The following is a 20,982-nucleotide window of genomic DNA, read 5'->3' on the forward strand; positions in this document are numbered from 1 at the left end:
GAGAATCGTTCCCGGCTCGTCAAGGCATAGCTTTGGAGGGAAGGAATGTGAAGATTTGTCGCACCGCGCTGATCGGGATCGGGGGATTCGGCGCTGAACATGTGAATATCATGCAGAAGCTGGTCAAAGAGGGTAGCCTGCAGGTTGCTGCTTTTGCGGAGCCGAATGTCGGCGCTCATCAGGAGTCTTACGGCAAGCTGACCGCGCTTGGGGCCGTCCATTATATGGACTACGTGCAGATGCTCACGCTGCATCCGGATATCGATTTCGTCGTAATCGTCACGCCGATCTCCTCCCACAAGCCGATGTGCATCCAGGTGATGCGGATGGGCTTTCACGTGCTGGTGGAGAAGCCCCCGGCGGTAACGATTCAGGACTTGGACGAGATGATCGCGGTGCAGCTGGAGACCGGACGCTTATGCCAGGTGAACTTCCAGAATACGTCGGGTCAGGCGTTCCGAACGCTGCTGGAAAGGATCGGCTCCGGTGTGCTCGGGCAGGTGGAGCATGTGGTCGGCATTGGCATGTGGAAACGGCTTCGCTCTTACTACGATCGAACCCACTGGGCTGGCAAACTGGTCAGCGACGGCCAGTATGTGCTGGACGGGACGTTCAACAATCCGTTCGCCCACTTGCTGCACCATAGCTTGCTGGCGGCCGGAGGGGGCGCTGCAGGCTTGTACCCGGAATCGGTGCAGGCCGAGCTTTACCACGTCAATGACATCGAGGGGGACGATGTCTCCTGTATTCGCGCCGTTATGGCAAACGGTGTGAGCGTTCATTTTTACGCCATGCTTTGTCACGAAGTAAGCGAAGTGCCTTCAATTGCCGTGTACGGAACGCGAGGGGAAGCGCATTGGAATTACCAGAACAAGCTGACAATTCGCGCACAGGACGCCGAAGAGGATTTGGCGTTTGGTCCGACCGATTTGATGTGCAGCATGTATCTGAACCTGATGGAAGCGATTGAAACCCCAGGGAAACCACTCTTCTCGCCGCTCAAGGCAAGCCGATGCTTCGTGCTGGTATCCAACGGCGCCTATGAGTCGGCTCGCGCCGTTCGTGCCATTCCCGGCCGATTCGTGACCGAGCGGGAGGATGGAGATTCCACGGTGCGCTTGCTGCCCAGCTTGTCCGAGAAGATGAGAGACGCGGCAGCGAAGCGGCAACTGTACAGTGAATATCCGCTTCCTTGGGCGGCGCCGACCCGGCTGTTCCGGATGGAGGGCTACAACCGATTCGAGCTGCCTGCCAATATGCGCTCAAATAACGGTAGACCGACCAATTAGAGGCGTTCCTTCAGGGCTTTTCTTTTTACAATGTCGTGGTTTAATCTAAAGATAAACCATAAATCAATAGTTTGCCGAGGCAACTCCACATTTCACTGTTTTTTGGATTCCAACACAGTTAAAGATGGGGGTTCTTGTTGCAAGAGGAAGCCGACCATGTTACATGGTTTAAATTTTCATTTCATGTAATTTTGGAGGCATGCTACCTATTTAAATGAATCAGGACCAAATGGTCTCTGGTTCTTTATTTTTTTACCTGACTAATTCCTCACTCTTCAGTTTACATACAACTACCTTTTTAAGTTATTACCAAATTGATTTAAGGGAGTACATTTTTTTATTTGATCCTGAAGGTAAAATGATAAACATGAGAGCTCCTTATTACAGTCGGAGGGATGGGAAAAATGAAAGCGGTTTTAGACAGCTCCCGAAAGTACGGCACAACAAAAAGGAAAAATAACTTTCTGTACTACATCAAAAGAGACGGTCTGTTATATTTTCTTTTGCTGCTGCCTATGGCGTATATCCTGATTTTCAAGTATGCACCCATCTATGGCCTTGTGATGGCATTCCAAGATTACAACATTTTTGAAGGAATTAAAGGGAGTGAATGGGTAGGACTGGATGTGTTCCGGTTTATTTTTGAGCAGGACAGCTTCTACCGTGCATTGAAGAATACGCTGGTCCTGAATGTTCTGGACTTGATCGCAGGTTTTCCGGCGCCCATTCTTCTGGCGATTTTGCTCAATGAAGTAAGACAAGCAAAATTAAAGAAAATGACCCAGACCGTGTTGTATCTGCCCCACTTTTTGTCCTGGGTTATTATTGGCGGTATGGTCTATCTGATGTTTTCCAACGGCGGCATGATCAACAATTTCCTGTCGAGCTTTGGTCTTGAAAGAATCGAGTTTCTGTCGCGGAAAATACCTTGGCTGATTACTTATATTGCCGTTGGCGTATGGCAAAATATCGGATGGGGCACCATCATTTATTTGGCGGCCATTACCGGAATCAATAGGGAGTTGTATGAGGCCTCCGATATTGATGGCTGCAGCAGGCTTCGCAAAATGTGGCATATTACACTGCCTGGCATTAAATCAACCATCAATATTTTGTTGATTCTCCAAATTGGCAGAATGGTTTCGATCGGGTTTGACCGTCCCTTTGTGATGGGGAATTCACTGGTTAGCGATTACTCTGATGTTATCAGTACTTTCGTGTATAGAGTTGGTATTAGTTCGGGTGATTTCTCCCAGGCAACGGCGGTAGGATTGTTCCAATCCGTGGTCGGCCTGATCCTGCTGTTATCTGCAAACTTTGTTGCGAAAAAATTAGGCGAGGATGGGATATGGTGAGGGTGGCGAGCAATAGGGGCAAGATGAAAAAAATGACTGTAGCGGATATTGCCATCATTGTATTTATCGTGGCATTGTCCTTCACATGTATCGTACCGTTTCTGTACATGATTGCGCTTTCTTTTAGTTCCAACGAAGCGATTATTTCTCAAAAGGTAGGACTGTGGCCAGTAGACTTCACAGCAGAAACGTACAAAACCATATTGAGCGATATGGATATGCTTTATACGCTTGGATACAGTATTGTGCTTACGATATTTTACACTTTGGTATGCATGTTCCTGACCATATGTGCAGCGTATCCGTTAACGAAGAAGCGGCTGAAGGGAAGAAACTTTATTTTGACGGCGTTGGTCTTCACCATGTATTTCAGCGGCGGTCTAATTCCCTCCTATATTCTGGTTAAAAACCTGGGCATGATGAATTCAGTTTGGAGCCTGGTTTTGCCGGGTGCCATGAGCGTGTTTAATATGATCATCCTGAAAACCTTCTTCAGCAATCTTCCGGAGAGTCTGGAGGAATCGGCAGCCATTGACGGATGTTCGGATCTGGGCATTCTCATCAAGATTGTGCTCCCCCTTTCGTTGCCATCGATCGCCACATTAAGCCTTTTCTATGCGGTGGACAGATGGAATGGATTCCAGGATGCGCTGTTCTACATTACGAAAAAAGAGCTGTACCCGATGCAGATGAAGCTATACCAGATCATTTCGGCCAATCAGCAGCTGGATAGCCAACAAGGAGGAGAAGGAAGTGTCGGCTCCTATATTGTCCCTGAGTCTTTGAAAGCGGCCAGTGTCATGTTTACAACGATTCCAATTTTGCTGATCTATCCTAAACTGCAGAAGTATTTCGTGGATGGTGTGATGACTGGGGCTATCAAGGGTTGATGAGGAAACAGATTATGATGAAGGGGGGATCCCGGCCTTGCGGATGATTTAAGAGAATCAATTACAAGAACGAAAGGGTGGTTAAAGTGTATAAGGGCATAAAGAAGAAAGCAGCAATTCTATTTAGCACAGTGCTTCTAGCCGTAGGAGTGGCTGGCTGTGGTGGCGCAGGCAATAACAATGGGGAGACGGTATCAAAAGGGTCCAACGCATCGGAAACGGGCTCCGGTTCCCCGGCAACCTTGACAGTGGAAGTGTTTGACAGAGGTATTCAGGGACAACCGGACTTGAACAACAACACGTGGACCAAATATGTCAACGAAAAATTCGGGAAGCCTAATAACGCCATTGTAAAATTTGTTCCTGTCCCCCGTTCCCAAGAAGTCGATAAGCTGAATGTGTTGATGGCTGCCAACGAGGCTCCTGATATTTCCTTCACTTATGACGGGAATACCGTAACCCGTTTCGCAAAAAGCGGTGGCCTCTATACACTGGATGAATTGTTGGAGAAGCATGGCCAGCAATTAAAGTCTTATCTGGGCGAGAAAGTTCTTTCCTACGGGAAATATGAGGGCAAACAAATCTCGATCCCAGGCAAGCGGACTCTGATTGCTTGGAACGGCATGTTTATCCGCAAGGATTGGCTGGATAAGCTGGGAATGCCTGTTCCAACGAATCGGGATGAATTATATAATACCCTCGTTGCTTTCCGTGACAAGAACCCGGGTAATGTGGATGGTGTCATTCCGTGGGCAACAGCGGCTTCCGGCATGAACTACACCTTTGGCAACCTGATTCCTTCGTTCTGGGGTCCGATGTCGGAGGAGGAATTCGTTACCACCACCAATTGGCTGAAGCCTGGCACCAAGGATGCTTATAAATGGCTGAACAAACTGTACAATGAAAAGCTGATCAGCCCCGACTTTGCGCTGGATAAAACAACCAAACAAGCGGATGCCGATGTGACCAATGGCAAGGTAGGCTTCTACGCTGCCAACTGGGATTATCCACTTTCACAAAAAATTCGTGAACCACTGAAGCAAAATGCTCCTGATGCCAACTATGTTGCTGTAGATACCTTCAAAAACGACGAGGGGAAATACCTGAAAGAGATATACAATGAAAACGGGATTTTCTCATTCATCCCGAAAAGCAGCAAGAATGCGGAGCTGGCCATAAAGTATCTGAACTGGATGGCTGATCCGGAGGTGTTGTTCTTCCTTCAGTTTGGTGAAGAAGGCGTCAACCATAAGCTTGTAAACGGCATCCCGCAAGGGATTGCGCAAACCGGCGAAAATATGCAAACGAGCAATCTGAATATGGATTATACTCTAATTGTAAACGGTGCAGAGCTGGGCGATACCGAAAAGAATGTCCGAACGTACGCAGCAGCCTTAGCAGCCGGAGATCAGAGCTATGAAAAACTGGCTGTCGATTCATACAAGATCAATACGACGGATGGTTATACAGGCTTCTATTACGGCGTCTCGAACGAAGCTAGTATCAAGTACGGCAAAACGTTGGGTGACATGAACAAGCAAATGAGTGACAGGCTGGTCGTTGCCAAGCCGGCAGAGTTCGACGCCTTGTATGACAAGCTGGTGAAAGAATATATGGACGCCGGCGGTCAGGCTGTTCAGGATGAAAATATAAAGAATTATAAAGATATCAAAGCACAGAGCAAGTAATCCATGGCATAAGGATAAACCTGTCTGTGGTTTATCCTTATTTCGTTGCTGTTCCCGAATAATTTTGCTATTATTCGGGGGAATCCATATGTTCAGGAGGATACCCATGTACAAGGTCATGATTGTAGATGATGAGCCGTGGGCAATTAAAGGAATCCGCAACGCCTTCGATTGGGATAAATATGGATTTGAAATTATCGGACAATTTAAAAGCGCTTACACAGCATGGGATGCCATAAAAGCGAATGAACCCGATTTGGTATTTACGGATATCCGTATGCCAGAGATATCCGGACTGGATCTGATGAAGAGAGCCAAAGTAGAAGGGCTGGACATTGAGTTTGTCATCGTAAGCGGATATGCGGAATTTGAATATGCCCAGGAAGCGCTGCGCTATGGCGCGCTGGATTATTTCCTGAAACCCCTGGATATCGATAAGGCTGACCCCTTCATCGCGAAACTGGCCATGCACTTCTCCCGAAGAAGCACAGCACGCAACCAACTCCTTCTGGATGCGCTGACCTCGGCGAATGAGGACGAGATAAAGAGCTTCCTACCGCTTCCCGATGATGCAGCTGTGTACTATTATCAGGTGTTGACCATCTATTTCGAGGGAGAAAATAAAAATATTAGGAACCTGCTTTCTTTGGAGGGAAAGCCTGTTCATGTTGTGGAAGTTGAAGCTGGAGCCCGAAAAATGCTAGTTGTCCTGATGACGGAGCATAGGGCTTGTCTGGAAGGACATTCGGATAAGTGGGTTCTGAATAAGACGGGCATCCATGTTATGGGCGTCAGCAGCATCTCTAATCAACTAAAGCATATGAGCAAGCTCATAAAAGAAGCAGACCTGTCCGCTTCCCAGGTTTTTCTTGAAGAAGCTGGGGGCGTCGTTCACTACGAGCCGAAACTACATCTGGTGAAGCCATGTATCGATGAAATCCACCACATCCTTCAGGGAAATCAATTTGACGATGTGGAAGCGTACATTAAAGGGCTGCAGGCATATTTCAGGGATCATCATCTGGGCATGTCTGAGGTTGTCTACCTGTGGAATCAAGCCGTCGGGATTATTATAAAAGCATATTCTGAGGAATTGAAGGATATGGAACTGGAATTCCTGAATTATTCCGAGATCAAGGAACGATTTGAACACTTTGAGTCGCTATGCAGCTTTTTACATGAGGTTCTCGACTCCATCAGGATAGGAAACAGTCGCTCTGTGCAGGAAGGGGACATCCAGTCCTGCTTCAACAGGATGATAAATTATATCAACCATCATTTTGAGCAGAAATTGTATTTGAAGGATTTATCTGCCCAATTCTTCATTAACCAGGTGTATTGCTGTCAATTATTCAGAAAAAATCTGGGCAAAACCTTCTCTGAATATGTGTCGGAGCTGAGAATCAAGAAAGCCCGTGAGCTCCTGAAGCGGACGGATCTATCCATTGAAGAAGTGGCCATTAAGGCCGGGTATGTCGATTATTATTATTTCAATAAAGTGTTCAAGAAGCATTGCGGGATGACCCCCACCAAATTCAGAAAAAGTTGATATGAACGGAGCGGCGGGCCATGAAGCTCAGTAAACTGAAATTGAAGCATCAGATATGGCTTATCTTTTTTTTCTCAATCATCATATTTACTGTCATGGAATTTTATTATTATTATAGTTTCTCTAATTTAACCCAGAAGAGAGCCGCCCATTACAGTAACCAGATGATAGAACAAACACGCCGCAAAATTGATTCTGCATTTAGTGATATCAGGGTCAGCACCAGTATTGCGGTCAATAGCAGACGGGTTCAGGAATTTTCTGTAGTGGATGATGATTACAAAAGGGCGTTTAATAGCGGTCCCAATGCATTGGATCTCATGGAATATATGAGATCCTTTAATTCGTATGTGGACGGAATTGTAATTAATGATATTCGGGGAAGACGGCTTTACAGTTTGGCATCAGCAAGCGGAGATATTTTTTTTCTCAATCGTTACGATACCTTTATCCAGAAGTATAAGGAAGATCCTTCGCTGCGGGACAAGGGGATGTTCACCTCGATTCTAAAAGACGATAGAACAGGAACGGAACAGTTCTTTTATATAGCGCCGATTGTGGAGGCCATCGGGGGAATCTATTTCTCCCAAATTACGGGTTACTGTACCGTTTTGGTCAATATGGACAAAATGCAGGGGCTTGTGGAAAATACGGAATTAACGCCCAACTCTATCTTGTACATTCTGAATAGCCGAGATGAGGTGATTGCTTCCACCAATTCCAATGCCCGAGGTGCGTTATTCAGGGAAGTTCTGTCTATGGATAAGGGCATCCTGCTTAACGGGGTCAAAACAACGATCGATGGGGAAGATATTCTTGTCCAGGTTAAGGGTTTGGAGCAGGCAGACGGGTGGCGGGTTGTGAGTATGATTCCAGTGCAAGAGCTTACTGCAGACATGAACCCTATACGGAAAGTCAGCATTATCGTGGGGATTGGGATGATTCTAAGCATGCTTATCATGGGCAGTTTCTTTATGAACAATCTGATGCGTCCGGTGATGGGACTTGTTCTGGATATGAAGAGAGTGGGGAGCCGGGACATGGGCTTCCGCATTAAAGTCCGGTCTACCAATGAAGTAGGCATGCTGGCCTGCGACATTAACCGGGTAATCAATGAAAGGGAAGAGATGGCAAGAGATATGATCAATACCCAGGCCAGATTATATGAATCTGAGTTGAGTCAGAAACAGGCGGAGTTTGCTGCCCTGCAAAGCCAGATCAACCCCCATTTTCTCTATAATACGCTCAATTGCATCAGCAGCATCGGATTGGAATACGGAAGCAGAGAGATCGCGCAAATTGCATCTTGCATGTCCAAAATATTCCGTTACAGTATAAAAAAAGATGATCTTGTACGGATAAGGGAAGAGCTGGACTGTATTCAGGCTTATATGAACATTATCGCCATCCGGTACGAGAATAAATTTATCATCGACATTGATGTGAACGAGGGACTCCTGGAGATGCAAACCCCCAAGATGATTCTCCAACCCATTGTGGAGAATGCGGTTTATCATGGGCTGGAGCGGATGGATCAAGGGGGCCGGCTCCAGATTACCGGGAGCGTGGATGCGCATGGGGAGGTGTGCTTCCAGATCATGGATACCGGGAAGGGCATGGAGCCGGAGCAATTGGCTTCCCTTCAGGCCAAGCTGGGCATGGCATCCCCGGAACCTGCACCAGATGGCCAACCTGCTACAAGCATCGGACTTTCCAATATCCATAACAGGCTCCGGCTATTGTTTGGAGAGGGTTACGGGATCGCCATACAAAGCCAGTTCGGCCATGGGACGACAGTGACCGTGAGGATTCCAAAGCTGTTAAACAACCGCAAACCTTCTGAAGAGTAAGGTTGTATCGATAGCCGGACACACTACAATGTAATGTTTTTTCACCAGGACACAACCCTTAATTGGGGATTGTGTCCTTTTTTTCTTCGAATTCCCGGCAATATCAATCAGACGTTGAGAGGGTTAAGTATAATCCGAAGGTCAAGACACTTTTTCTAAAACGGTTACCAAAACCATTTAAGATAGTACATTTTTTAAATTTTCTCTGAAAGTAGAATGAAGACATGGCTGAAAAAATCAATGACAGGGGGATGGATGAGGTTGAAAGCGGTTTTATGGGATCGGAAAAGAATCAGGTATTTGCTGTTTTGTCTCGCAGTGCTGCTGATGCTGCCGCAATGGAACGGAGCGGCTATGGCGGCAGAGCAAACGCCAGATAGGGCGGATTTGGCATCCAGGCAGGAGGGAAAGGAGGTGTCTGATTTCTACAATGTTATCATGCAGACAGGGGCCGACCCTTGGGTTTACAAGCATACGGACGGCTACTACTACAATGTCTTTGTCAATGCCAGCGGCATCATGATCCGCAGAGCGAAGACGATTACCGGCATTGATGCGGGCGAGAGAAGCCTAGCCTGGACACCGGTTAAGGGTACAATGTACAGTTCCAATGTTTGGGCACCCGAAATGCACTATCTCAAAGATATCGATGGCAAATACAAATGGTATATTTACTTCGCGGCTGACAACGGAACCAACGCAAACCACCGCATGTATGTGCTGGAGAACGCCAGTGAGAGTCCGATGACCGGAACCTGGGAGTTCAAAGGGAAAATAACCGATTCCACGGACCGCTGGGCGATCGACGGCACTGTGCTGACTGTAAATGAGAAACACTATTTCATCTGGTCCGGATGGGAGGAAACGGATGGGAGTTTCCAAAATCTATATATAGCGGAAATGAGCGATCCATGGACCATCAGCTCGCAGCGGGTATTGATTTCGACGCCTGACCATGATTGGGAAACGTCCCCGGGCAGGATCAACGAAGGTCCCCAAGTCAATATACGCGGTAACACCATCAACTTGGTCTATTCCGCAAACGGAAGCTGGACAGACAGTTACTGCCTCGGACTGATCACGGCCAAGATTGGCGACGATTTGATGAACCCCAGCTCCTGGGTAAAACAGGACAATCCGATTTTCTCCAGCGCCAACGGCGTTTATGGCCCGGGTCACCACAGTCTCACCACTTCTCCCGACGGCAGTGAGGACTGGATTATCTACCATTCCGCCCGCTGGCCAGGATCAGGGTGGACCCGCAATGTCCGAGCGCAGAAATTCATCTGGGACGCAGACGGAACGCCAAACCTGGGAGAGCCCGTCGATCCAAACAAACCGATTGCCAAGCCTTCAGGGGAGCCGGCACGTCAGCGCTATGAGGCGGAAGCAGCCCTGTTGGTGAAAGATCCCAGCGGCGGAACCGGCCCCGGCGTTTGGTGGGAAGGTACCGCTTCCGACGGGAAGAAGATCGCCAATATCAAGAACGCCAATGATTATGCCCAGTTTACAGTCAACGTGCCAGAGGCGGGATTTTATGTGCTGTCTGTGCGCAATGCCAACGGCTCATCGAATGGGGTGGATGCTTCACATATCTTGTCGGTTAACGGCAGTTCCGGCGCCCGTTTGAACATCGTCTATTCCGGCTGGAATCGTTGGGGAGCCTCCACGGTGAAAGTCTATCTTAAACAAGGCAACAATACCATCCGTTTCTCGACGGGTGCCAACCTTGCCGAAATTGACAGCATGGATATATTCAAGCTTGATGTTGCGTCGGAAATTCTATTCGATTCTCCGGGGTACACGCTGGGGTTAGGTGAAAGCCGCAGTTTGCCCGTGTATACGGTAACAGGCACTACCTATTCCCCTGTGGACAGCGGAGTTTCCTTCAGTTCTTCCAACAAAGAGGTCGCTGATATTGATGGGATGGGGGTCAAAGGACTCAAGGCAGGCAGCGCCACGATCACCGCGACATATAACGGAAAGACGGCCACAGCCACGGTTATCGTTGCCGCTGAACCTAAGTCTGTGCAGTCCATTGCCATCAGCGGATTGAACAACATCCTGACCAGCGGGCTGACAGGGCAACTGCAGTTAACAGCTCACTACAACACCTATGAAGTCCAGGATGTGTCGGCTGAAGCCACGTACTTCAGCAGCAAACCAGACGTGGCCAAGGTTACGGTCACCGGTCAGGTATATGACACTGGGCCGGGGGATACGGTGATTACAGCCGTATACGGCGGCAAGGAAGCAAAATTCAACTTAACAGTAACACCCGATCCGTCTCAGGTTCCTCAGATTATTTCTCAAGTAAAAACTCCCTCCGGAGTGACACCGAGGCTGCCCGGCGTTGTTGACGTCAATTACAAGGGTGAGATAAGCATCGCCGAGGTCAGCTGGAAGCTGGAAGGAATACACTTCAACTCACTTGGCACGATTCAGGTGCCTGTCATATTAACACTGAATGGCGAGAAGATTCCTGCTGCCGTTTCCGTAGAAGTGATCCCGGGATGGGGTCTTGATGAGATTGTAGATAACATGCGCAGCAGGATAGTCGGTTTCTCTTTTCCGCTGGGCGAAGGCTTGGGAACCTATAGTCAAGATGCGTATAATGCTCTCTTGGCTGAGCTGGATCATGCGGAAGAGATGTCTGTAGACCCTGATCTGCGTGAAGAGCAGTTTGAGGAGGCGCTGGATCGCCTTGCTGAAGCGGAAGTAGCCCTGCTTGGCTCACTTAACCTTACCGAGGATGGCGTGACCTATAACGCCTACCGGGATTTCTCCGGCGATGAGACGGGCAAGTACCCTTACGGCATTACCATCGAATCTCTAACCAATGGCGCTACTGCCACTGTGCAAGAAGAGGACGGGAATAAGTTCCTTCGACTGACCACAACCGCTGTTGCGGGCAAGGCAAATTTGTTCCTGCCGTTTGCAGGCGAGGTCAAGGCAGAAGCGGATCAGCGCATCGTCATCGAATATCGTGCCAGATTAAACAGCAGCTTTCAGTACGCCAATGGTGCCATGGTGAGAAATGACAGCGGCACCGGCAATTATTCCATGGTCACAGCTTTTGATACGGGTAAAATCATCGTACAGAATGGGGGGTCCAAGAAGCCGGTCAAGAACACTTCATACAATACATGGTACAAAATTAAAATGGTGGCAAACTGGGACGCCAAGACTTATACCGTTTATATTAACGATGATCCAGTTCCGGCGGCCACTGACTTCCTCTTCCGCCATACAGGCGGCAGTAAGTTGACCGGCCAGCTGTTCGGCATCGACGGCTACGCCAACGCTTCAATCGACTTCGACGATTTCAAAGTCATGGTTACGGGAGGATCGAAAACTGCCCCGATCACATCCGCGGCTCTTTCGCCAGAAGTTCCGAATGGCCAAAATGGCTGGTATACGCATCCGGTAACGGTAAGTTTGTCAGCAAAAGCTCCACGGGATAGCGTTGCAAAAACCGACTACAGTCTGGACGGCGGGACAACTTGGCAAACCTATACGGCACCAATCACATTCAGCCAAGACGGCACTTACACAGTTACCTATCGTTCGGTTGATCCAGCAGAGAATGAGGAGATGGCGAAAGCCGTCAGCTTTAAGCTGGATACGAAGGCGCCAACTATAGAAGTTGCCATTCCTGAAGACGGCAGCATCCATGAAGATAGCGGGGATTTGACCCCTTTGGTGACTATGCTGGATACGGCATCGGGAGTCGACAACAGCAAGACGATGGTGACGCTGGATACGTATTCTTATCCGGTTGGCACGACGGTCCCACTCTTTTCATTGCCGCTGGGAACACATACGCTTGAGGTGTCTTCAGTTGATCTAGCCGGCAATTCAGGCAGTAAAACCGTTGTTTTCCATACCGTGGCAAGTATCAATTCATTAAAGGCATTAGTGACGCGTTTTGCCGAGAGCAAGGAAATCGATAATGCCGGAATCGCCCGTAGCCTGCAGAAAAAACTGGAGAATGGCAATTTGAACAGTTTTGTTAACGAGGTGCGGGCGCAAGGCGGAAAACACATATCGAACGATGCGGCAAACTATTTACTTAGGGACGCACGCTTCTTGTTGTCCCGGCAATAATGTGAAGGAAACATTAAGCTCTGGCATTTAAATGAAAAGCTAACGCAAACGGGAAAGGGAAGCACCAAAAAAGGACGCGAGCGAATTCGCGTCTTTTTTTTTCTGTACGTGAAAAACAAAAAAACTATAGAAAAACCTAGAGATTCTTAAGGTATGCACAGGTGGGACTGCGATACAGTATAAACATCATCGAAAAGCAATTAACCAAGAAAGAAGGTTAGAACATGCCAACAACACCTGCGACCGCCGAAACGGACAGTGTGCCGATGGCCAAACAAGCCTTTTACGAGACCAAGAGGTTTCGGCAGAATATTCCGCTGTTCCTCATGCTCGTACCGGGGATCCTGTATTACGTGATATTCCGGTATTTTCCTATGGGCGGGCTTGTGATCGCTTTCAAGGATTACAATTTCCGCGATGGCATTTTGTCCAGCCCTTGGGTGGGACTCAAGTATTTCAAGATTTTATTTCAGTCCGACGCTACGCTGCAGATCATCTGGAATACCCTCGAATTAAGTATTCTGAATCTGATCTTCGGTTTTCCCGCGCCGATCATTATCGCCATCGCGCTGAATGAGGTTCGAAAAAGATGGCTGAAGCGCTGGATTCAAACGATTATTTATCTTCCCCACTTTCTGTCATGGGTCATCGTAGCAGGGCTGGTTCTCACCTTGTTTTCGATCGACGGCGGCACCGTTAACAAGCTGCTGGAGCAATGGGGAATGGAGCCGGTGCCTTTTCTGTACCGCATCGAATCCTGGGTTACGATCTTTATCGGCTCCGGGATGTGGAAGGAAATGGGGTTCGGTGCCATTATCTATCTCGCCGCCCTTTCGTCCATTGATCCCAGCTTGTACGAATCCACCGCCTTGGACGGTGCGGGTAAGCTGAGACAGATCTGGCATATTACGCTGCCGGGCCTCCGTCCTACGATTATCCTTCTGCTGATCCTGGGCATGGGTCGCTTGATGGAGGTAGGGTTCGATCAGGTTTACAACTTGCAGAATCCCACAGTCCTGGAAAAAGCCGAGGTCATCAGCACCTATGTGTACAAAGTGGGGCTGCAGAAGGCCCAATTCAGTCTGACCACGGCCATGGGTCTATTCGAGTCCATTGTCGGCTTGGTGCTGCTGTTGTCGGCTAACGCACTGGCCAGGAAATTCGACCAGGGATTATTCTAGCCCATGCTTCCGAAGCGAGTTTTGTACGAAGCTTATCCGGAAAGCAAGGCTCACAAAACTTTTAGGGAGGGGAACTGCATTGAGAGAGTCGGCTAGCGGAAGGGTTTTTTCGGTCTTCGTTCACACGGTTTTAATTATCATTGCACTCACCTGCATCCTGCCTTTCCTGCATTTGATCGCTTTGTCCATAAGCGAAGGGCAGGCAGTGGATCTGGGACAAGTCTTGTTCTGGCCGGTGGGCCTAGATTTCACCGCTTACAAATATTTTTTTCAGAACACGCCAGCCTTGCGGGCGTTTGGCAACAGCGTCATCATCACATTGGGCGGAACGGCGCTTAGCATCCTGACTACGGTTCTGACGGCGTATCCTTTGTCCCGCCGCTATCTGTATGCCCGCAAGCCGCTCACAACGGCCGCGCTGTTTACGATGTTGTTCAGCGGCGGCATGATTCCTACTTATCTGGTGATGAACAATCTGCATTTGACGAACACGTATTGGTCCTTATGGTTCGTTGGGCTGATCAGTACCTATAACATGTTAATCATGAAAAGCTTCTTTGAAAACATTCCGAGTGAAGTGACGGAATCGGCTCAGATTGATGGCTGCGGAGAGACGCATCTGCTTTTGCGCATTATTTTGCCTTTATCTCTGCCCATGCTGGCCACATTGACGTTATTCTACGGTGTTGGTTACTGGAACATGTTCATGAATGTCATTCTTTACATCAATCGGACGGAACTGCAGAATCTCACGGTCATTGTCCAGAGCATGCTGCAGATTCAGAGCATGGACAACATGATGGCGATGGATATCATGCAGCAGCAGGAGCTGATCTCCGAGAAACTGAAGGCGGTAGGTGTAATGGTGATGGTGGTGCCGATGCTGGTGGTATATCCGTTTTTGCAAAAGTATTTCGTTCAAGGGATTATGCTTGGTTCCATTAAAGGTTAGCGGAAACACATCCATTCATTATAGATCATGGGTCGAGAGGAGCTTGTAAATGTTAAAACAAACATCCAAGTGGAACAAAAGGGTCTGGTCATCCGCAGTATTGGCTATCGTGTTGACGGTAGGGGCTGCCGGCTGCAGCCAGCCAAAAGAAGGGGAGGGAAGCGGAGATAAACCCGTCATTACCGTGTCAAACTATGACAGAGGCAATATCCCGGCCGCGGAGGGAACCGTGGAGGAGAATCGCTGGACCAAATGGATTAATGAACATTCTCCGGTGGAGGCCAAGTTTGTGCCCGTGCTCCGGTCGGAATCGACTCAGAAGTTAAATGTGATGTTCGCATCCGGCAGCGCACCGGATATGGTCAATGATTATGATACGGGCTTCCGGGATTCCCTATATCAGCAGAAGCAACTGCTGCCACTGGACGATTACTTGCAGTATGCCCCTGAATATGAAAAATTGCTGGAGAAGTATCCCCAGCTGCGCGAGGTGGGCACCAAGCCGGATGGCAAGCTTTACGAAATCGGCAAAATTAACGAGCCCCATCTTCAAAGCGTGGCGTTTATCCGGGTGGATTGGTTGAAAAAGCTGAACCTGGAGGTGCCGAAGACGACCGAAGAGCTGATTACAGTCTTGAAGGCTTTTGTAGAGCAAGATCCTGACGGCAACGGCAAGAAGGATACGTACGGAACGAATATAAGCTATACCTCCGGAGGCATGGTGGATTCCATGTTCGGCTCGAGCGGTTGGGCCATCTCGGCTGACGACAAAATCATCCGCAGCTGGGATAATACGCTGGAGGCGACGAAATTCAAGAAGAGATTGTTCGACGAAAGACTGATCGACCCGGATTACCTGGCAGACACGAATGGCTCCAAAGCTAAGAAGGATTATTTGAATGGCAAGGTAGGCGTATTCCTTCCTCCGCAAATCAACAACTGGTTTGAGAGTACGGTCACCGATATCAAGACCATCAGAAAGATGGTCCCGGATGCGGAAATTGCGCCGATGATGCAGCCTGAGTCCCCTATGGGACAGTTTACCCATCACGTGACCAACCCGATTCAGATGACAACCGTGGTTAACGCCGCAGCCAAAAATCCCAAGGCTGTGATGGAATACATCAACTTTATGCTCCAGCCGGATACAGCGCTGACATTGAGAAAGGGGCTGGAGGGAGAACATTGGAACAAGTCAGCGGAAGATGCGCCCATCGTGATTGATCCCGACAAGAATACAAAGGAAGTGGATTGGGCCGCGGACTACACGATGTTCTATTCCCTCCCGCAGAACGAATTTTTGACCTCCGTATCGGCATTTAATGTGGAGGATCCGGATCAGAAGGCGGGGCTGGAAATGATGAAGCAAGCGGACCAGTTCTTGCTCAATCCGGATGCTAAATATCCCGCTCTGAGTCACTACGGGCATATGCCGGTTCTGCCAAGCGACTTAGTGGTTATCAGTACCAACGTGAACAAAGAAGTGAGCGACATCATTGTCAAAGGAATCATAGGCGGGTCCAAATATACGGCCGAGCAAGCTATTGCGGATGCTAAAGCAGCCTGGGAGAAAGGCGGCGGCAAGCAGGTTGAGGAATACATGAATACGTGGTATCAAGAAAATAAAGACACGGCCTTCCTGGGCGATGATGTACTGGAAATGGTCCGCTCCCAACTAAAGTAAAGTTCGGACAGAGCACTGGGAATAGAATAAGGACTTGGTCCGGTAGAAGCCGGGCCAAGTTTTGTTTTAATTCAGGATGAAAGGGATTACAATCGGATTACATCATCGTTACGGGGAGGGAGCCAGACTGAATCCGATAAGTTGGCCGGGGAGAATTGCCGGAGAAATGAAGGGCAGCTTCAAGTTGAAGCTGATTGTACTGCTCTCGTGTATGGTCACATTAGCCTTTGCATTAGCGGGGTGGCTGGTCTACCGCTTAAATGTCCAATTGATGGAGGACGAGATCAGCAAGCAGTTCTCCATTGCCAATGAACAGGCTTTGGCCCGATTGGAACTCACCTTCCAAGAGGTAAGCCGGGTATCCCAATCCATTATACTGAACCCTTCTATAGAAATATTCGTCACAGAGAGCCTTGATCCCGGAGGGGATCTCTATACGCAATACAAGAACCGTAAGTACGTGGAGGAGCAGCTGATCACGCTGCAAGTGGATACGCCGTCGATTCGTTCCATCTTTCTGTTCAATGAAAATGGAGATTTGGCTATTCGCTCCCAAAATGGGGCGTCAGGGGAACCCGGACCTGAAGAAATGGCCATGTTGATGGGCAAGCTGGAATCGCATCGGGGGAACTTGGTCTGGGGACGGGCCAGTCTGCCTAGTAGTGTCGATCCCGGCGGACGCCGGACGGTGCTAATTGCCGCCAGACGGATGCTCAATGATAAACTGATCCCGTACGGAACCATGGTGGTGGTCATGGAGGAAAGACTGGTGTCCAAAGTGCTGCGGGATCTTACGGAGAACGGCAACGGTAAGGTACTGCTGCTGGAACCTCTGGAGGGACTGCTCTACGCCAATATGAATCAGGAGGAGACGGAACAACTCATGCGCTTGATCGAAGCCGGCGATCCCCAATATGTCAAGATGAGTGGGGTCACCTATTTATTTGTCCGCCATCGTCTGGAACCGGCAGGCTTCACGTTATATGGAGGGGTTTCTCTGGAGGAAATTCAACGCAAAAACAAAGACATCATCCATATCTTTGTTTTTGCCGGAATTGGCGTCGTGCTTCTTAGCGCACTGCTGATTACGATTTCTACCAGAACCTTGCTGAAGCCACTGGCTGATCTGCTGCGGGGGCTGCGCAAATTGCGTTCGGGGGATTTCTCGGCTCGGATTAGCGTCCGTTCCGGCGATGAGCTCGGGTTCATCGGTGAGAGCTTCAACAGCATGGCGGAGCAAGTAAGCACTCTGATCAACAAAGTGTATCTGGCCCAGATCAGCCAGCGGGAATCGGAATTAAAAGCCATTCAGGCGCAATTGAACCCTCATTATCTGCATAACCTGTTCAATGAACTGTATTGGAAGCTGTATAACGACGACCAGGCGGAGGCGGCTCTACTGATCAACGCCATCTCGGAGATGCTGAAGTATTCGCTTAAATCCGTCAAGACCGATACGACGCTGGGAGAAGAACTGCAGCAGATACGGAATTACATTAAGATTCAGACCGAATTGTTTACCGGCCAGATTGAAACGATCATTCAGGCCGAAGAATCGCTTCTGGGTCTGCGGATGATGAGATGCCTGCTGCTGCCGGTGGTGGAAAATGTTTTTGTGCATGCCTTCCGAAATATGGATGAAGACCGGGTGCTCAGGGTGAAGGCGGCTTTACGGGATGGAGCGCTGCATATCGAGGTGGCTGACAACGGCTGCGGCATGGATGACAGCACTTTATATGCTTTGAAGGAAGCTGAGGATGCGCTGTCTGAGAACAACAAAACGGGAATTGGCTTTAAAAGCGTGCTGCGACGCATTGAACTGGTGTATGGGGCTCCTTACGGAGTAGAGATTTCCAGCGTCAAGGGAAAAGGAACGACCGTTCACATCAAGCTTCCCATTCAGACGATCCCGCAAGAGTACTAAGCCTATGCTTTCGAAGCGAGTTTTGCTCGAAGCTTATCATGAGGTAACGTTCACAAAACTTTTAGGAGGGAAATGGATGAAAGCCAAGCTGTTTATCGCCGAGGATCAACCGAATTTTCGCAAAGGATTGCTCAAGCTGGCCGGGAAACGGTCCGCCGAGTGGGTGGTGGCGGGAGAAGCGGCAAATGGCCTGGCCGCTCTGTCTTCGATGGAGCAATGCATCCCGGATTTGCTGTTAACCGATATTCGCATGCCCCATATGGATGGGCTCGAACTGGCCGAGGAAATCAAGGCTCGAGGCTGGGGGACCAAGATTGTGATCATCACGGGATTCAAAGATTTTGCTTACGCCCAGTCCGCCCTCAAGTTTGGAGTGCTGGACTTTATCACGAAACCTTGCGTAGAAGCGGATATATTAAACATGCTCGATCGGACCTATGTACGGCTGATCGAAGAGAATCAGTCCGGGCGGCTGGTGGAGGATTGGAAGCGCCAGCATGAGGACAGCCAGCTTCGCTCAGCGATTATGGGCATGTCCTGCAACAACGGAGAGGTGGAGGCTTTGCTCGGACGGATGAAGGAATGCGAGCTTTACTTTCTTAGCATCCCTACCTATATTTCCTCAGAAAAACATTATTCCGCCCAGGATATGCCGCTATTGCAGTTTGCTCTCGGCAACATTGTCAGGGAGCATTTGCATAAATGGTATGGCGGAGGCTTCCGTTTTTTTTCCTTGAGTTCATCGGAATGGGCTTTATTGGTGGACAGGACGGATTCCCGGCCGGAAATGCCTTCTTCCTGGTTGCAGATCCTCACCGATTCGATTCAGCAGTATCTGAAACTGGCGCTTGCCTGCTGCGGACAAGGACGATGCCGCATGGCGGAGGACCTGCGTCAGGCTTACGAGCGGTATTGCAGCGGGCTGGGCCGGGAGGTGGCCTCTGAGCGCAGTACTGCCTATGAATCTTTACTTAACCAGACGGCACTTTACGAAAAGGAGAAGGAAATCGTATCTTGGCTTATGTCGGGAGACAATGGCCGTTTGAACAAGGAGCTTCTAGATCAAGAGGTGCGGATCAGTAGTATGCCCCTGCAAACCGCTAAAATCGAAGCCCTGCTCCTGGCCACGGCCCTTCTCCGGCTGGTGCAAGTACAGTTTCCTGTATGGCGGATGGCCGCACGTTCCATCGAGTGGGGTTCCGTCTACAAATGCGAGACGCCCGAAGAGATTGTGGCTTGGCTGCAGGGATACATCCATGAATTCCTACTCTCCCATAACAACTGGCTTGCCGGCAAAAAAGATAATCCGGTCAAGCAAGCCATCCGGTTTATCGAAGAGAAATATATGGACGAATGCGGATTGGCTAAGGTGGCGGCGCATGTTCATCTCAACCCCAGCTACTTCAGCAACCTGTTCAAGAAAGAAACTGGCGAAAGCGTCACCGGCTATATCCAAAACCTGCGCGTGCAGAAAGCGAAGATCCTGCTCAAAAGCACCGATATGAAAATTTTTGAAATCGCCCAAGCCATCGGTTTTAACGATTCCAATTACTTCACGCATATGTTCAACAAAATAGCAGGGCTCTCGCCCAAGGAATACCGAAAGCGGACAGCAAAGCCGCCGCAGGGAGTCGCGGATGGATTTTGATGCGAAAGGAGAAGCGCGATATTCGACAAATACAAAAAATCACAAAAAAGTGCTACTCAGACTTCTCCGGGAGAATGACTTGCAGGCTACCTCGATGCCAATGACTTTGAATGAATCCGGCGTAACCATGGGGAGTATTTGGGAGCGGCACTATTTTTCAGCCAAAATCAGAATGAATGTTCACTTCAAATGATGAGGGAGGATTACGCACACTTTCCTGATGATGCGAGGTTTAAGGAGCTTATTGAGGAGTTTATGCAGATTAGCGAGCTATTCCGTGAGCTATGCCGCGGCTTGACGTTCAGGTTATTACAGATTGCCACAAACGTTGGTCTGACCTTCGGATCGGAGAGATGGAATTTGAACATATAACCTTGCAACCGCCTACCAATCCGGAGCTGAAGATCATGATTTATACCGCTTCAAAGGATACGGCTGCCCGTTTGCAAAGTTTTATGGGCACCCAGACTTTTAGGGACAGTTCGGAAAACCGTATTATATAGAGAAACTAGTTTATTGCGCTAACGGGGAACGATATTTGAATAAAAACAAGAAGACATCCAGTTTCTTGATTGGCTCTCTTTTCTCAACAATCGGGCAGGAAAGTGCCGGGTTGGGGGCCGAGCAGCGTGCCCGCACTCTGGCAGCTTCAACCGTAAACGCATGCTTTAGAAGAGCAGAAAGCCCGCCGCTTGCAAAGAGCGGTGGACTTATTTTTCATGGTCGATTCGATCAAATGGATTCCATGCAATGACTCTACCATTCTAATACTACCAGTGCGAAATAATCAGGCTAGTGCAACCGATCCCGGCGACGAGCGATGAGCAACGACTTAAAATAATCAATTAAATCAACCAAAACTCCC

13 protein-coding genes are annotated in these 20,982 nt (G+C 48.9%); all 13 read left to right on the forward strand.

What is annotated here, in order from left to right:
- Positions 1 to 47 precede the first annotated feature (47 nt).
- The 13 genes from ABEW73_RS10400 (at position 48) to ABEW73_RS10460 (ending at position 20,871) form a co-directional block, all read left to right on the forward strand.
- Positions 48 to 1,289 (forward strand): Gfo/Idh/MocA family protein, encoded by a 1,242-nt coding sequence (locus tag ABEW73_RS10400; protein WP_430167323.1) that lies wholly within the window; start codon positions 48 to 50, stop codon positions 1,287 to 1,289.
- 404 nt (positions 1,290 to 1,693) lie between these two features.
- Complete coding sequence (locus ABEW73_RS10405; protein ID WP_430167325.1) at positions 1,694 to 2,644, forward strand: ABC transporter permease; 951 nt, start codon at positions 1,694 to 1,696, stop codon at positions 2,642 to 2,644.
- The gene (locus ABEW73_RS10410) at positions 2,638 to 3,534 is read left to right on the forward strand and encodes a carbohydrate ABC transporter permease (RefSeq protein WP_145018965.1); all 897 of its coding nucleotides are present in this window, start codon (positions 2,638 to 2,640) and stop codon (positions 3,532 to 3,534) included. Before ABEW73_RS10405 ends, ABEW73_RS10410 begins: the two co-directional genes overlap by 7 nt.
- A gap of 86 nt (positions 3,535 to 3,620) precedes the next feature.
- Positions 3,621 to 5,222 carry an extracellular solute-binding protein gene (locus ABEW73_RS10415; protein ID WP_430167327.1) on the forward strand — a complete coding sequence of 534 codons (1,602 nt, stop codon included), beginning with the start codon at positions 3,621 to 3,623 and terminating at the stop codon, positions 5,220 to 5,222.
- A 106-nt stretch (positions 5,223 to 5,328) separates the two neighbouring features.
- Entirely contained in the window at positions 5,329 to 6,771 is a 1,443-nt protein-coding gene (locus ABEW73_RS10420; protein ID WP_430167329.1) for a response regulator transcription factor, read from the forward strand.
- Positions 6,772 to 6,791: 20 nt separating this feature from the next.
- Entirely contained in the window at positions 6,792 to 8,621 is a 1,830-nt protein-coding gene (locus ABEW73_RS10425) for a sensor histidine kinase (RefSeq protein WP_430167331.1), read from the forward strand.
- Between the two features lie 261 nt (positions 8,622 to 8,882).
- Complete coding sequence (locus ABEW73_RS10430) at positions 8,883 to 12,728, forward strand: family 43 glycosylhydrolase (protein ID WP_430167333.1); 3,846 nt, start codon at positions 8,883 to 8,885, stop codon at positions 12,726 to 12,728.
- A gap of 224 nt (positions 12,729 to 12,952) precedes the next feature.
- Entirely contained in the window at positions 12,953 to 13,909 is a 957-nt protein-coding gene (locus ABEW73_RS10435) for an ABC transporter permease (RefSeq protein ID WP_430112132.1), read from the forward strand.
- A 79-nt stretch (positions 13,910 to 13,988) separates the two neighbouring features.
- Positions 13,989 to 14,861 carry a carbohydrate ABC transporter permease gene (locus ABEW73_RS10440; RefSeq protein ID WP_430167336.1) on the forward strand — a complete coding sequence of 291 codons (873 nt, stop codon included), beginning with the start codon at positions 13,989 to 13,991 and terminating at the stop codon, positions 14,859 to 14,861.
- Between the two features lie 49 nt (positions 14,862 to 14,910).
- On the forward strand, positions 14,911 to 16,545 hold the full coding sequence (locus ABEW73_RS10445) for an extracellular solute-binding protein (RefSeq protein ID WP_430167338.1): 1,635 nt from the start codon (positions 14,911 to 14,913) through the stop codon (positions 16,543 to 16,545).
- 166 nt (positions 16,546 to 16,711) lie between these two features.
- Positions 16,712 to 18,469, forward strand: a complete 1,758-nt coding sequence (locus tag ABEW73_RS10450; protein WP_430167340.1) for a histidine kinase — start codon at positions 16,712 to 16,714, stop codon at positions 18,467 to 18,469.
- 76 nt (positions 18,470 to 18,545) lie between these two features.
- Positions 18,546 to 20,117 (forward strand): response regulator transcription factor, encoded by a 1,572-nt coding sequence (locus tag ABEW73_RS10455; protein WP_430167342.1) that lies wholly within the window; start codon positions 18,546 to 18,548, stop codon positions 20,115 to 20,117.
- 538 nt (positions 20,118 to 20,655) lie between these two features.
- Positions 20,656 to 20,871 (forward strand): hypothetical protein, encoded by a 216-nt coding sequence (locus tag ABEW73_RS10460; protein ID WP_430167343.1) that lies wholly within the window; start codon positions 20,656 to 20,658, stop codon positions 20,869 to 20,871.
- The last annotated feature ends 111 nt before the right edge of the window (positions 20,872 to 20,982 follow it).

Origin of the sequence: Paenibacillus lautus (genome assembly GCF_050482385.1) — a bacterium.
Lineage (GTDB): Bacteria > Bacillota > Bacilli > Paenibacillales > Paenibacillaceae > Paenibacillus_AQ > Paenibacillus_AQ lautus_B.